This is a genomic window from Bradyrhizobium sp. SZCCHNR1053 (genome assembly GCF_032381235.1).
Taxonomy (GTDB): Bacteria; Pseudomonadota; Alphaproteobacteria; order Rhizobiales; family Xanthobacteraceae; genus Bradyrhizobium.
The window spans coordinates 104,600-119,055 of sequence record NZ_JAUHJM010000009.1; the positions used below are offsets into that span (position 1 = coordinate 104,600).

The following is a 14,456-nucleotide window of genomic DNA, read 5'->3' on the forward strand; positions in this document are numbered from 1 at the left end:
GGCAGGATCCGAGCGGTGTCATTCGCTTGGCTGCTACGGCGGCTGCTCCTGATGGTCTACACGGTCGTCATCGTCAGCGTGCTGGTGTTCGCCATCACGCAGGCGCTGCCGGCTGATGCCGCGCAGACGCTGCTTGGCGAGAACGCCTCGCCAGAGGCGCTGGCAGCCGTTCGCAGCCGGCTCGGGCTCGACGATCCGGTCTGGCTGCAATTCGCGCATTGGGTCGCGCACGCGGCCACGGGCAATTTCGGCGTCTCCATGCGCACCGGCCTGTCGGTCGCGCCGGAGATGCTGACGGCGCTGTCGCGCTCTCTGCTGCTGGCAGCTGGCGCGCTCGTCGTCACTCTTCTGATCGCAGTCCCGCTCGGAATCCTCGCGGCGCTCCGCAAGGGCCGGCCGACGGATACGACGACCAGCGTGATCGCGTATCTCGGGGTCTCGCTGCCGGAATTCGTCACCGCAACCGTGCTGGCGCTGCTGCTGACCGACATCCTGCCATGGCTGCCGGCGACCGGCTACGTGTCGCCGCTGGAGGATGCCGGGCTGGCGCTACGCCATCTGATCCTTCCGGTCCTGACGGTCTCGGTGATTCTCGTCGCGCATGTCATGCGCATGATGCGCTCGGAGACGCTGGACGTGCTGCAGTCCGACTACGTTCGCGCGGCGCGGCTGAAGGGCCTGCCCGAGCGGACGGTGCTGGTGCGGCACGTGATGCGCAACGCGCTGCTGCCGGTCATCACCATCGTCGCGCTCGACGTCGGCTATCTCCTGGGGGGCATCATCGTCATCGAGGAGATTTTCGCCATCCCCGGCATCGGCCGCGCATTGATGATCGCCATCACCACCCGCGATCTGCCGTCGATCCAGGCCGGCGCGATGATCATGGCGGTCACCTACGCGATCACCAACACGCTGGCGGATGTCGTCTACGCGCTGCTCGACAAACGGATCAGCTATGACTGAGCTGTTCGGCAGGATGATCCGCAAGCCGCAGGGGGCGATCAGCGTGATGCTGCTCGTTGCCCTCGCCATCGTCTGCATCCTCGGCCCGTGGCTCGCGCCCTATGGGCCGGAGAAGATGGATTTTTTCGGCCGTTTCCGCCCGCCGGGATGGCAGAACTGGCTGGGCGCCGACCAGTTCGGCCGCGACGTGCTGAGCCGCCTGCTGTCCGGCGCGCGCGCCACCGTTCCGATGGCGCTCGCGGCGACGCTCGCCGGCAGCGCGATGGGCGCCGTGATAGGCGTCGCATCGGCCTATCTCGGCGGCAAGGCCGACGAATTCATCATGCGCACCAACGATGCTGTGATGGCCATTCCCGGTCTCCTCACGGCGCTGCTGCTGGTCAGCACGCTCGGCAATGGGGCTGTCAACGCGGTGATCGCGATTGGCTTTGCGTTTGCGCCTGGCATGGCGCGGGTCACGCGCTCCGTAGCCCTTGCGGTGCGCAATCAGGACTACGTCAAGGCCGCCATCGCGCGCGGCGAGGCGGCATCGCAGATCATCTTTCGCGAAATGCTTCCCAACGTGATGGGCCCGATCATCATCGAGGCCACGATCCGGGTGTCGTTTGCGGTGATGCTGTTCGCTACGCTGAGCTTCCTTGGCCTGGGAGCGCAGCCGCCGGCATCCGAATGGGGGCTGATGGTGGCCGATGCGCGGCAATACATGCACCAGGCGCCGTGGATCCTGATCGCGCCCTCGGCGGCGATCGCGCTGTCGGCGATCGCCTTCAATCTCGTCGGCGATGCGCTGCGCGACGCGCTGCATCCGCGGGACGATCGATGAAGCCGGCGCTCGCCATCACCAATTACGGGCTGGACTACGTCACATCGGCGGGCGCCGTCGAGGTGCTGCGCGACGTGTCACTCGAGATCGCGCCGGGCGAGGTGCTCGGCCTCGTCGGCGAATCCGGCTCCGGCAAGAGTTCGCTGGCCTGGGCGCTGATGCGGCATCTGCCGGCCAATGCCCGCGAGATCTCGGGATCGCTGCGCCTCGGCGATATCGACCTGCGGTCTCTGAGCCCGAAGCAACTCACCGAGGTGCGGGGCCGCCGGATCGGCATGGTGTTCCAGGACCCGTCGACCGCGTTGAATCCGACACTGACCATCGGCCATCAGATCACCGAGACGCTGATGCGTCATCGCGGTCTGAACGCGCGGGCCGCCAGGGATCTCGCGATCGAGCTGCTCGGCCATGTCGAGCTGCGTGACCCCGCGGCGGTGCTGCGGCGCTATCCGCACGAGATCTCCGGCGGCGAGAAGCAGCGGGTGATCATCGCGACGGCCTTCGGCTGCCGGCCCGATGTCATCCTGTTCGATGAGCCCACGACAGCGCTCGATGTCATCACCGGTGCCCGTATCATCGAGCTGTTCGCGCGCCTGCGCGCGGAAACGGGCGTCGCTGCGCTCTACATCTCGCACGATCTCGCGATGATGACCCGCGTCGCCGATCGCGTCGCGGTGATCCGGCACGGCCGCGTCGTCGAGCAGGCGGGGGCATCTGATATATTTCGGACGCCGGAGCACGACTATACCAAGGCACTCATCGCCGCGGTGCCGCGTCCGGAGCGGCGGCTCGTGAATGATCAGCCGGGCGCTGCCGTGGTGCTTGAGGCGCGTGGCATCGAGGTGCATTACGGCCGGGCCAGCCTGTTCCGCGCGTCGCCACCACCGGCAACCAAGGCCGTCGATGTCGACATCCGCGCAGGCGAAATCGTCGGCCTCGTCGGCGAATCCGGCTCGGGGAAATCGTCCATGGCGCGCGCCCTGACCGGGCTCGCCCGCTTCGACGGTACCATCAGTTTCGACGGCCGGATGCTGCGCGGGGCCCGCGACATGAATTCCGCCTATCGTCGCGATGTTCAGATCGTGTTCCAGCACCCGGATTCCTCGCTCAATCCGCGTCACCGCATCGGCGAGATCCTGTCGCGTCCCTTGAGGCTCTACGGCGGTGATGTCGCCTCAGTGCCGCGCCTTCTCGATCAGGTCCGGCTGCCAGCGTCCTATGCGATGCGCTGGCCGCACCAGCTATCCGGCGGCGAGAAGCAGCGCGTCGCGATCGCGCGTGCTTTTGCGGCGCGACCGCGCCTGGTGATCTGCGACGAGATCACGGCGCCTCTCGATGTCTCCGTCCAGGCCCAGATCATCGAGCTGCTGCTGGCTTTGCGCGCCGAGACCGGCGCGGCCTATCTCTTCATCACCCACGATCTCAACCTCATCAGGCAGATCGCGCACCGCATCGTCGTGATGCGCCACGGCCGGCTGGTCGACAGCCGTGCCGTCGATGCCTTCGGCGCAGACGACGTTCACCCTTACACCCGCGAGCTGATGGCGGCCTCGCCAGCGCCCGTTGGCTGACCGCAAGGATTGCCCCCATGGATCGCAACGACCTGCTCGCCCGTATCTCCGTCCCGGAGTCGCTCGCACTGCTGTCGCGCATGGTACAGCATAAGAGCTATTCGAAGACCGAAGGCGAGAGGCAGCTCGCGACGTTCATGGCCGAGCAGATGAGCGAGATCGGCCTGGATGCGGCCGTCGCGCCGTTCGGTGCCGAAGGCCGCGTCAACGCCGTCGGCCGCTGGAACGGCACCGGCGGCGGCAAGAGTCTGCTGTTCAACGGCCATGTCGATACCAATCCGGTGACGGAAGGCTGGACCGTCGACCCCTGGGCAGGGAAGGTGGACGACGACTTCGTCTACGGAATCGGCGTGTCAAACATGAAGGCCGGCGACGCCGCCTATTTCTGTGCGGTCAAGACGCTGATCGAGGCCGGCGTCAAGCTGAGGGGCGACGTCATCCTGACCTATGTGGTCGGCGAGCTGCAGGGTGGGGTCGGCACCTACTCGTTGCTGAAGCAGGGGCTGCGCGCGGACTATTTCATCAATTCTGAGCCAACCGACCTCAAGGCGATGACGATGCATGCCGCGGCATTCATGTTCATCATCGAGCTCGTCGGCAACACGCGGCATCTGTCGAAGCGGGAGGAGGCGGTTGACGCCATCACTGCCGCCTGCGATCTCATTCCGCGTCTCAATGCGATGCGATTCTCCGGCGCGCGTTCGCCGGCACATGAGGCTATCAACCGCGTTCATGTCGGCGTCGTGCACGGCGCGCTCGGTCGCGAGCTGCACGAGTGGCGGACGCCGCAGGTCGCGGATTTCGTCCGCATCAAGGGTTCCGGCCGTTATGCACCAGGGCAGACCGAGCAAGGCGCGCTGGCGGACATGCGGCGCGAGCTCGATGCGCTGGAGGCGCGTTTTCCCGGCCTGAAGGCTCATCTGATGTCGGAGGATCGCGCCGGCGTACCGACCATGCCGCCGTTCGAGGTCGCGCCCGAGAGCGCGATCGTCCGTGCCGTCAACAATGCGTATCGCGTCGTGCGCGGCGCCGCCCAGCCGACGGGCCCGGTGGCGCCCAGCTGCTTCTATGGCACCGATGCTGGCCATCTTTATACCTATGGCGGCATGGAGGGTATCGTCTGCGGGCCGGGCGGCCGCTACAACACGATGCCTGACGAGCGCGTCGACATTCCCGACTATCTCGACATGATCCGCATCTACATGCTGGCGATTCTCGACATCTGCGGCTGATGCCGCGTCAGGCGGCGGCTGTCGCTTGTTCCTGGAACTGTTCGAAGGCCGCGATCGCATCGGCGGCATACATGAGCGACGGTCCGCCGCCCATGTAGATGGCCATGCCGAGCGTTTCCTCGACCTCCTGGCGGGTCGCGCCGAGACGCACAAGCGCGTCGGCATGGAAGCCGATGCAGCCGTCGCAGCGGACGGCAACGCCGATCGCCAGCGCGATCAGCTCCTTGGTCTTCTTGTCGAGGGCGCCGTCGCGACTCGCGGCCTGAGCCAGTGCAGAGAAGCCCTGCATGACCTCAGGGATGTCCTTGCGCAGCGTTCGCAGATTGCCGGAAATGTCCTTGCAGAGCTCGGGGTAGTTCTTGTCCATCATCATCTCCTAGGACATCTTCGTGGTGGGTTTGCCGGGCTCGCGCAGCGCGATGTAGATCGCGGGGATCACGAGCACGGTGAGCAGGGTGGATGAGGCCAGGCCGAACAGCAGCGAGATCGCCAGCCCCTGGAAGATCGGGTCGAGCAGGATCGTCGCCGCACCGATCATCGCCGCGAGCGCCGTCAGCAGGATCGGCTTGAACCGCACGGCGCCGGCCTCCAGCACGACGTCGCGCAACGTCTTGCCCTCGCCGCCGCTGTGGCGGATGAAGTCGACCAGCAGGATCGAGTTGCGGACGATGATGCCGGCCAGCGCGATGAAGCCGATCATCGACGTCGCCGTGAACGGCGCGCCCAGCAACCAGTGGCCGAGCAGGATGCCGATCAGGGTCAGCGGGATCGGCGTGAGGATCACGAGCGGCAGCCGGAAGCTCTTGAACTGCGCCACGACCAGAACGTAGATGCCGAGGATGGCGGCGCCGAATGCGGCGCCCATGTCGCGGAAGGTCACGTAGGTGATCTCCCATTCGCCATCCCACAGCAGCGTCGGACGGGACTCGTCCTTGGGCTGGCCGTGGAAGCCGATCACGGGCTTCGGCAGCTTGCCCCAGTCATGGGCGTCGATCCGGTCGGCGACCGCGAGCATGCCGTAGAGCGGAGCCTCGAAGCGGCCGGCGAGTTCGGCCATCACCATGTCGGCAAAGCGTCCGTCTCGGCGGAAGATCGTCGGCGACCCCTCTTCCATGGTGGCCTTCACGACCTGGCCGAGTTCGACGACGGTCTTGCTGCCAGGCACCGTGTTGGCGGGCACCGGCGTCGATGCCAGGGCCTGGCTCCAGCTCTTGTCGTGCTTCGGCAGACGCACGGCGATCTCGATCGGATTGCGGTCTTCGCCGCGATGCGAGTAGCCGACCGAGACGCCGCCGAACAGCGTCTGGATCGTGTCGTAGACGTCGCGCTGCTCGACACCGAAGAATTCGAGACTGTCCTGGTCGATCGACAGTCGCAGCCGCGGCCGGCGCTGACCGATGGAATCGTCGATGTCGACGATGAAGGGAACGTCGGCGAAGACCTTCTTGAGTTCGGTGGTGACGGCGCGCCGAGTCGCCGCGTCCGGACCGTAGATCTCCGCCAGCAGGGTGGCGAGCACCGGAGGCCCGGGCGGCACTTCGACCACCTTGATGCTGGTGCCGGCCGGCACAGGGATGCTCTTCAGCCGCTGGCGCAGCTCGAGCGCGATGTCGTGGCTCGCGCGCTTGCGGTCGCCGCGCGCGGCGAGATTGACCTGGAGCTCGCCGAGCTCGGGCCGCTCCCGCAGATAGTAGTGCCTCACGAGACCGTTGAAGTTGAACGGGGCCGCCGTGCCGGCATAGCTCTGCACGGTCGTGATCTCCGGCAGCCCATGCGCGATGTCGGCGGCCGCGAACAGCGTGCGCTCGGTATCCTCCAGGCTCGCGCCTTCGGGCAGATCGACCATCACGGCGATCTCCGACTTGTTGTCGAACGGCAGCAGCTTGACGGTGACGGACTTGGTGGCGAACAGGGTCATCGACAGCAAGGTGGCGATACCGACGCCGAGCAGGAAGATCCAGGCGGAGCGCTTGCTGGCGACGATCGGGCGCGCGACGCTTCGGTAGATGCGTCCGAGACGGCCTTCGCCATGCGCGTCATGAGAGTCCGCCGAGGCGCTGGTCGACCTCGGCGCCAGCCGCAGCATCAGCCACGGCGCCACCACCATGGCGACGAAGAACGAGAACAGCATCGCCGCCGAGGCGTTGGCCGGGATCGGCGCCATGTAGGGGCCCATCAGTCCCGACACGAACAGCATCGGCAACAGGGCGGCGACCACGGTCAAGGTCGCGACAACGGTGGGGTTGCCGACTTCGGCGACGGCCTCGATGGTGGCCTGCAGGCGCGGCCGGCCGTCATGCATGCCCCAGTGGCGGGCGATGTTCTCGACCACGACGATGGCGTCGTCGACCAGGATGCCGATCGAGAAGATCAGGGCAAACAGGCTGACACGGTTGATCGTGTAGCCCATCAGATTGGCGGCGAACATCGTCAGCAGGATCGTGGTCGGAATCACCACGAAGGTCACGAGGGCCTCGCGCCAGCCGATGGCGACCGCAATCAGCACGACGATCGAGATCGTGGCGAGGCCGAGATGGAACAGTAGCTCGTTGGCCTTCTCGTTGGCGGTCTCGCCGTAGTCGCGCGTCACCGTGACCGCGACGTCGCTCGGAATGAGACTGGCCTTCAGCCCTTCGAGGCGCTGCGCGATGTCGTGAGACACCACCACGGCATTGGCGCCGGCGCGCTTGGCGAGCGCGAGGCTCACCGCCGGTACCCGGTGCCAATCGCCCTTGTCGTTGCGGGCATCGTCCCAGACGCGATGCTCCGCGAGATTGGGGCCGATGACGACGGTGGCGACGTCGCGCACATAGACGGGACGACCGTCGCGCGTCGAGATCAGCAGCAGGCCGATGTCCGGGATACCCGTGAGCGTCTGGCCCGCGGCGACATTGCGCACGATGCCGCCGTCGCGAACGTCTCCGGCCATGAACGATCGGTTCGCGTCCTTTACCTTGGCGACGAGCTGCTGCAGGGTCACGCCGAACAGCGACAGTTTTTCCGGATCGGGCTCGACCCGGATCTGCTGGGCGCCGCCGCCGGAGATATAGGTCAGACCGATATTGTCGACCTTGGTCAGCTCCGCCCGCAGCTTGTCGGCGAGCTCGTAGAGGTCCTTGTCGGACCAGCGCCCGGCGGCTTCAGGCTTCGGCGACAGCGTCAGCACGGTGACGGCGACGTCATTGATGCCGCGGCCGACGATCAGCGGCTCGGGAATGCCGACGGGGATGCGGTCGAGGTTGGCGCGTAGCTTCTCGTGGACGCGCAGGATCGCGTCCTCGAACTTGGTCCCCACCAGGAACCGCGCGGTGACCATGACACGGTCGTCCTCGGTCTGGCTGTAGACGTGCTCGACGCCATCGATCGCCTTGACGATGGTCTCCAGCGGCTTGGTCACGAGCTCGACGCCGTCGGGCGCACGCAGGCCGTCGGCGTTGACCCGGATGTCGACCATCGGCACGCTGATCTGCGGCTCTTCCTCGCGCGGGATCACGACGACGGCGATGAGGCCGACCACGAGCGCCGCGAGCAGAAACAGCGGCGTCAGCGGCGAGGCGATGGTCGCCTGGGTAAGCTTGCCTGAGAGTCCGAGTTTCACGGCTGCACCAACTGGTCGCCGGCGCGCAGGCCGGACAGGATTTCAAGTCCATCGGGGAGATCGGCGCTCGGCAGAGCGCGGCCGCGCTGCACCGGAACGCTCACCTTCTGCGTCCCTTGCTGCAACTGGACATAATCGATGCCGAACCGTGTTGTGACGTAGCGCTGCGGGATCACGTAGGCATCGCGTTGGCCGCCGGAGATCCAGACCCGGAGCCGGTCGCCGACGAAATACTGGCCGAGACCGGAGACGATCGCGTCGGCCACGACACGGCCTTCCTCGATCTGCGGATAGACCAGGTCGATCACCCCCCATTTGTCGGCGCTGTCGCCGAACTCGGCACCGTCGACCCGGACCTTGTCGCCGGCCTTGAGAAAGAGAGCGTGGCGCTCGGGCACGCGCAGTCGCAGCTTGAAGTTCTGCTGCGCCACCGTGACCACGGGATCGCCGGGCAGAACCACAGATCCGACGGCAACCAGCTTCTTCAACACGCGGCCGTCATCGGGAGCCAGCACTTGGCCTTCGCTCATCTGCTGGTTGACCACGGCACGCTCGGCGGTCTTGGCCCGCAGCCCGTTTTCGGCGACGTTGAGCGCCGTGCGCGTCTCGTCGAGCTTGATGCGGGGCAGGGTGCCGCGCTCGACGAGGCCCTCGGTGCGCGTGAAGTCGATCTGCGCCTGGTTGGCTTGCGCCTGCAGCGCTTCGATCTGGGCGTCGAGCGATTTGATCTGCAGGGCCAGCTTTTCATCGCCGATCAAGGCGATGGGCTGGCCGCGCTTGACCGGGTCGCCTTCGCGCACCGAAAGCTGCACGATGGTGCCGCCGATGCGGCCGCGGGCAGGGACCACGCTGATGCTCTCCACCGTCGCGAACACCGCCTTCTCGTCGGCGACCTGCCGTGGCGCCACCGTCAGCGTCTCCGCAAGGGCCGGCGCCGCCTGCCACGCCATCGCGGCGACCAAGCTCAGGACCGATAATCTGCGCATCAGCCTATTCCTGTCTCTTCTATTGACCTAAATCGGGTAAAGCGAAACATCCGTGGGCGGTACAGACATCCCACCGGGATACGGGTTCCCACTTGATGCTAGTCAAGTCGGCGGGATCGCGCCGTCATAGTCTCGGCGCAGGTTTCGGCGGCCGCGTTGCGCAATAGACCTGATAGAGGGTCTTCAGGACCTCGCGAGCCGGCTCGCTGGTGATCGAATAGTAGATCGTCTGCCCCTCGCGCCGCGCGGTGACCAGGCCGTCCTTGCGCAGCAGTGCGAGGTGCTGCGAGACGGTCGAGTCACGCAGGCCGAGGAATGCAGCAAGCTCGCCGACAGACCGTTCGTTGTCGACCAGCTGGCAGATGATCAGGAGCCGGTGCCGGTTCGACAGTGCCTTCAAGAGGTCACTGGCCTGGTCGGCCGCCGCTTCCATGATGTCAGCATTAAATTTCATAGTTGCGTATATACAGATATTCGAATATATAGTCAAGGCCAGCTCGTGAGGTCGCGGCTGGCGAAACAATAACGAAGCAAGGCGATGGAGGACCCAATGGCGGATGTTGTCGTGATCGGAGCGGGGCTGAGCGGCTCCCTGATGGCTTATGAATTGTTGCCCCAGCTGAGAAAGGAGGATCGCGTGACCGTCATCTCGCAGGGGTCCTCCTATCATTTCGTGCCGTCCAACCCGTGGGTCGCCGTCGGTTGGCGCAAGCGCGACGAGATCGAGATCGATCTGGTCGACGTCATGCAGCGCAAGGGCATCCGGCTGTTGACGCAGGGCGCCAAGAGGGTGCACGCCGCCGAGAACCAGGTCGAGCTCACGGACGGCGCCATGGTGGCCTACGACTATCTCGTCGTCGCGACCGGTCCCGAACTCGCCTTCGATGAGATTCCAGGGCTCGGACCGGATGGACATACGCAGTCCGTGTGCCATGTCGACCACGCCGCCCATGCCAAGGCGGCATTCGACAGGCTGGCCGAGAAGCCTGGCCCGGTGATCGTCGGCGCGGTGCAGGGCGCATCCTGCTTCGGACCGGCCTACGAATTCCTGTTCATCCTGGAGACCGAGCTGCGCCGCCGCAAGCTGCGCGACCAGGTGCCGATGACCTTCGTGACATCCGAACCCTATATCGGTCATCTCGGCCTCGACGGTGTCGGTGACACCAAGGGCTTGCTGGAGAGCGAGATGCGCGAGAAGCACATCAAGTGGATCACCAGCGCGCGCGTCACCAAGGTCGAGGACGGCCGCATGTTCGTGGAGGAGATCGCCGACGACGGCTCCGTCCGCAAGACGCATGAGCTGCCGTTCGCCTATTCGATGATGCTGCCGGCATTCCGCGGCGTCGGCGCCGTCAGAGGCATCGACAAGCTGACCAATCCGCGCGGCTTCGTCGTCGTCGACAAGCATCAGCGCAATCCGACCTTCCCCAACGTGTTTGCCATCGGCGTCTGCGTTGCGATCCCGCCGATCGGGCCGACGCCGGTGCCGGTCGGGGTGCCCAAGACGGGTTTCATGATCGAATCGATGGTGACGGCGACGGCCTTGAACATCGGAGCGCTGCTGCGCGGCCAGGAGCCAAAAGCCGAGCCGACCTGGAACGCGATCTGTCTTGCCGATTTCGGCGATTCCGGCGTGGCCTTCCTGGCTCAGCCGCAGATCCCGCCGCGCAACGTCAACTGGTCGTCGAAGGGGGAGTGGGTGCACTACGCCAAGGTCGCCTTCGAGAAGTACTTCCTGCGCAAGATGAGGCGCGGGACGCCCGAGCCGTTCTACGAGAAGTTCCTGCTCGACCGGCTCAACATCGCCAAGATCAAGGAAGTCAGGACCGGGACATGAGCAACGGCTTGCAGATCGTGTGCGGCCATTGCGGGCAGATCAACCGTCTGCCCGCGGACCGGGCGCCGGCGCAGGGGAAATGCGGCAAGTGTCATACGCCGCTGTTCAGCGGCCACCCGATCGAGGTCGACCAGCCCGCGTTCGAGCGTCATGTCGCGCATAGCAGTTTGCCGCTGCTCGTCGACGTCTGGGCGCCGTGGTGCGGCCCATGCCGTGCGATGGCGCCAATGTTCGCACGTGCGGCCCAGGAGCTGGAGCCGCGTGTGCAACTCCTTAAGCTGAACTCGGACGAGGCGCCGGAAGTTTCGGCACGGCTCGGCATCTCCGGAATTCCGACCATGCTGCTGCTGCAGCAGGGTCGGGAGCTGGCGCGGATTTCGGGTGCGATGGACTCGCAACGAATCGTCGCCTGGACACTGTCCGGCCTGCGGCAATAGCCGTACGGCCGGACCGGCACTTGCTTGATTACGCTCAAATGCAACCATGAGGGAGTATGTCATGAACGTCGACAAAGCAGTTCTCACCTTCGCAGGGATCGTCGTCCTGCTCAGTCTGGCCCTGGGCTGGTACGTCAGTCCCTATTGGTTCTTGCTGGCGGCCTTTGCTGGCGTGAACATGATCCAGGCCTCGTTCACGGGCTTCTGTCCGGCAGCGATCGTCTTCAAGAAGCTGGGGCTCAAGAGCGGCAACGCGTTCTCCTGAATCGGTCGGAAGGACGGCAAGATGAAGCGAGGATATCATGGCTGACTCGGACGAAACCTACATCGTCGGGCCGCTCTACAAGGCGCGCGAAAAGGTCTATCCGGCGGCCGTGCACGGCCGCTTCCGGCGCATCAAGTGGACGATCCTGTGCATCACGCTCGGCATCTACTACCTGCTGCCCTTCGTCCGCTGGGATCGCGGTCCCGGCATGCCGAACCAGGCGGTGCTGGTCGACTTCCCGCATCGCCGGTTCTACTTCTTCTTCATCGAGTTGTGGCCGCAGGAGGTCTACTACTTCACGGGGCTGTTGATCATCGCGGCGGTCGCCCTGTTCCTGATGAATGCAGTGGCCGGCCGGCTGTGGTGCGGCTACCTCTGTCCGCAGACGGTATGGACCGACCTGTTCTACGCCGTCGAGCGCTGGGTGGAGGGCGATCGCCGTGAGCGCATCCTCAGCGACAAGCGCGGCTGGACCTTCACCCATATTCGCCAGGCCGCGCTCAAGCACTTCCTCTGGATCATGATCGGCTGGTGGACCGGCGGCGCCTGGGTGCTGTATTTCGACGATGCGCCGACGCTGGTGAAGGATCTGGCCACCTTCCAGGCGCCGTTCATCGCCTATCTCTGGATCGGCATCCTGACGGCGACGACCTACGTGTTCGCCGGCCACGCCCGCGAGCAGGTCTGCATCTACATGTGCCCGTGGCCGCGCATCCAGGCCGCGCTGACCGACGAATGGGCGCTCAACGTCACCTACAAGGGCGACCGCGGCGAGCCGCGCATGTCGGTCAAGAAGGCGGAAGCCGCACGGCTGCAGGGCGCACCCGCCGGCGACTGCATCGACTGCCACCAATGCGTCAACGTCTGCCCGACCGGCGTCGACATCCGCCACGGCATCCAGCTCGGCTGCATCCAGTGCAGCCTATGCATCGACGCCTGCGACAGCGTGATGACCCAGATCGGCCGTCCGACCGGCCTGATTGGTTACGACACCGACATCAACGTGCAGCGCCGCAAGGAAGGCAAGCCCGAGATCTACCGGATCATCCGGCCGCGCACGGTCATCTATGCGAGCTTCATCGCGATCGTCGGCGGGATCATGCTGTACTCGCTGGCGACGCGCGGCACGATGGGCATCAACGTGCTGCATGAACGTAACCCGCTGTTCGTGCAGTTGTCGGATGGCGGCGTCCGTAACGACTACACAGTCCGTCTGCTCAACAAGCGCGGCGCGCGCGACTTCGTGCTGGACGTCGTGGGGCTTCCGAACGCCAAGGTGACGGTGGCCGGCGAGACGCGCGAGCAGGACGGTCGCATGGTGATCGATGTCGGCCAGGACCAGACCCGCGAGATCCGCATGTCGATCGAGGCCAAGGGAGCCGACCTTCCCTCCGCGCCGGTGGACATCGAGATCAAGATCACGGATCCGGCGACTGGTACTTCGGTCGGCAAGCGAGATCACTTCGTTCCGGGGACACGATAGAGCAGTGTCGTTCGATCGCCGATTGTAAGGCGTTGGCGATTCTGTTGGCTTATCGGGATTGATCGAGGGAGGAGCGGTCGCTCCTCCCTCGATTGCTGAGTCCGGTTGTTCCAAATCAATGCCTGCTCGAAGTCGCAGGCAGAGCATTCTCGCGTCAAGGGATCGAAAGCTTTCCTACTGGCGGAGAAAGACAGATGTTCAAGGTCGCAATTCTCATCTGGGTGATGCTGGGCACCGTGCTTGCAGGCAGTGCGGTTACGGCATTGTTGACGGTGCAGGGGCTGGTTGCGAGCCCGATGAAGGACCTGCCGTTGGCGGCGTTGGTCGGATTCGTCGTCGCCATGCCGCTATCCTATCTCGTCGCCGCGAAGATCAGCCGCAATGGTGGGCGTAGCCGAACGGCGTGAGGGCCGCAGCCGGCAGGCATGTGCAGTATCCTCGGAGAGCCTGCTCAAGATCGCCGCCGACGACGGGCCGGATCATCGTGCTGTTCCGGCCTGATCGTCGTGCACGAGCCGCGGGAGCGCCAGTCTGGCGCCGTCCATGAAGAGGTCGATCGCATCACGCACGGTTTGCTCGAGGTCGGATGGAACGGGTGTCTCGTAGATGAACTTTCGGATCGCGAGATAGAAGATGCGTCCGTGCAGTCCCCAGAACATCTCCGTCTCGCGGCTGCCGAGAGGGCAGGTGGCGGCGTCTGGGAGCTGCAATTCATGCCGCAGCTCGATCGCGGCAGGCTCGATGATCTCGCGTCGGACGAGGTCGAGATAGCGACCGGTGATGCCGAACGACTTCATGCCCGAGAACACGAAGATCCGCACCCAATTATATTCGAACACGCGCGCCACATAGTCGAGATAGAAGCCGGTTAGCCGTGCCTTCAGCGGATGGCTGCGATCGCGGATCAGCGGGCCCCAATCCTGCGACCAGCGGCTCAGATAGACCTCCTGATAGACGCGCTCGATGAGGGCTTCCTTGCTGGGGAAGTGCCGGTAGATCACCGAATGCGCGATACCCATGCGCTTCGCGAGTTCCCGCGTCTGGCCTTCGAAGCCGCGCTCGGCGAAAAAGCGGATGGCTTCATCCACGATCACGCGCTCGCGGTCGGCGGCGCGCATGTTGCGGCGCCTCGCGCGAGGGCGGCCGTCGGTTCTCCGCTGGCCTCCACCAACGCGGCCGTTTGTCTCAGCGTTCGCTGTCTTCGAGGTCTTAGCCATGGTCTCATCGATTGCGGCGACAGCCTGCTTGATACCCGAAAGCA

General features: G+C 65.3%; 14 protein-coding genes. 9 read left to right on the forward strand and 5 right to left on the reverse strand.

The genetic code is table 11. The features are described from left to right. Positions 1 to 15: 15 nt before the first annotated feature. From QX051_RS20830 to QX051_RS20845, 4 genes are read left to right on the forward strand one after another with little or no spacing between them, the layout of a single operon-like run. A complete protein-coding gene (locus QX051_RS20830; RefSeq protein WP_315777424.1) occupies positions 16 to 963 on the forward strand; it encodes an ABC transporter permease in 948 nt (315 codons plus the stop codon). After that, complete coding sequence (locus tag QX051_RS20835; protein ID WP_315777425.1) at positions 956 to 1,786, forward strand: ABC transporter permease; 831 nt, start codon at positions 956 to 958, stop codon at positions 1,784 to 1,786. The genes QX051_RS20830 and QX051_RS20835 overlap by 8 nt, the downstream gene beginning before the upstream one ends. Then, positions 1,783 to 3,357: an ABC transporter ATP-binding protein gene (gene nikE, locus QX051_RS20840; protein ID WP_315777426.1), complete on the forward strand. Its 1,575-nt coding sequence runs from the start codon at positions 1,783 to 1,785 to the stop codon at positions 3,355 to 3,357. Before QX051_RS20835 ends, nikE begins: the two co-directional genes overlap by 4 nt. A 17-nt stretch (positions 3,358 to 3,374) precedes the next feature. Then, positions 3,375 to 4,589, forward strand: a complete 1,215-nt coding sequence (locus QX051_RS20845) for a M20 family metallopeptidase (RefSeq protein WP_315777427.1) — start codon at positions 3,375 to 3,377, stop codon at positions 4,587 to 4,589. A 7-nt stretch (positions 4,590 to 4,596) separates the two neighbouring features. On the opposite strand, the gene QX051_RS20850 is transcribed toward QX051_RS20845, so the two are convergent. The 4 genes from QX051_RS20850 to QX051_RS20865 form a co-directional block, all read right to left on the reverse strand. Then, positions 4,597 to 4,956, reverse strand: coding sequence for a carboxymuconolactone decarboxylase family protein (locus QX051_RS20850; RefSeq protein ID WP_315739298.1), 360 nt, complete (start codon positions 4,954 to 4,956; stop codon positions 4,597 to 4,599). A gap of 9 nt (positions 4,957 to 4,965) precedes the next feature. Then, the gene (locus tag QX051_RS20855) at positions 4,966 to 8,187 is read right to left on the reverse strand and encodes an efflux RND transporter permease subunit (RefSeq protein WP_315777428.1); all 3,222 of its coding nucleotides are present in this window, start codon (positions 8,185 to 8,187) and stop codon (positions 4,966 to 4,968) included. After that, complete coding sequence (locus QX051_RS20860) at positions 8,184 to 9,173, reverse strand: efflux RND transporter periplasmic adaptor subunit (RefSeq protein WP_315777429.1); 990 nt, start codon at positions 9,171 to 9,173, stop codon at positions 8,184 to 8,186. The genes QX051_RS20855 and QX051_RS20860 overlap by 4 nt, the downstream gene beginning before the upstream one ends. Positions 9,174 to 9,297: 124 nt before the next feature. Continuing rightward, positions 9,298 to 9,627: a metalloregulator ArsR/SmtB family transcription factor gene (locus tag QX051_RS20865; protein WP_315739301.1), complete on the reverse strand. Its 330-nt coding sequence runs from the start codon at positions 9,625 to 9,627 to the stop codon at positions 9,298 to 9,300. Positions 9,628 to 9,723: 96 nt separating this feature from the next. Between QX051_RS20865 and QX051_RS20870 the strand changes: the two genes are divergently transcribed. From QX051_RS20870 to QX051_RS20890, 5 genes are all read left to right on the forward strand, one after another. Beyond that, positions 9,724 to 11,010 carry an FAD/NAD(P)-binding oxidoreductase gene (locus QX051_RS20870; protein ID WP_315757833.1) on the forward strand — a complete coding sequence of 429 codons (1,287 nt, stop codon included), beginning with the start codon at positions 9,724 to 9,726 and terminating at the stop codon, positions 11,008 to 11,010. Then, entirely contained in the window at positions 11,007 to 11,447 is a 441-nt protein-coding gene (gene trxC / locus QX051_RS20875; protein WP_315739304.1) for a thioredoxin TrxC, read from the forward strand. Before QX051_RS20870 ends, trxC begins: the two co-directional genes overlap by 4 nt. Before the next feature lie 61 nt (positions 11,448 to 11,508). After that, positions 11,509 to 11,712, forward strand: a complete 204-nt coding sequence (locus QX051_RS20880) for a DUF2892 domain-containing protein (protein ID WP_315739305.1) — start codon at positions 11,509 to 11,511, stop codon at positions 11,710 to 11,712. Between the two features lie 37 nt (positions 11,713 to 11,749). Then, a complete protein-coding gene (gene ccoG, locus QX051_RS20885; RefSeq protein WP_315777430.1) occupies positions 11,750 to 13,195 on the forward strand; it encodes a cytochrome c oxidase accessory protein CcoG in 1,446 nt (481 codons plus the stop codon). Between the two features lie 194 nt (positions 13,196 to 13,389). After that, positions 13,390 to 13,602 (forward strand): hypothetical protein, encoded by a 213-nt coding sequence (locus QX051_RS20890; RefSeq protein ID WP_315739307.1) that lies wholly within the window; start codon positions 13,390 to 13,392, stop codon positions 13,600 to 13,602. 72 nt (positions 13,603 to 13,674) lie between these two features. Here QX051_RS20890 and QX051_RS20895 read toward each other — a convergent pair whose 3' ends face one another. After that, on the reverse strand, positions 13,675 to 14,313 hold the full coding sequence (locus tag QX051_RS20895) for a TetR/AcrR family transcriptional regulator (protein WP_315739308.1): 639 nt from the start codon (positions 14,311 to 14,313) through the stop codon (positions 13,675 to 13,677). Between the last annotated feature and the right edge of the window lie 143 nt (positions 14,314 to 14,456).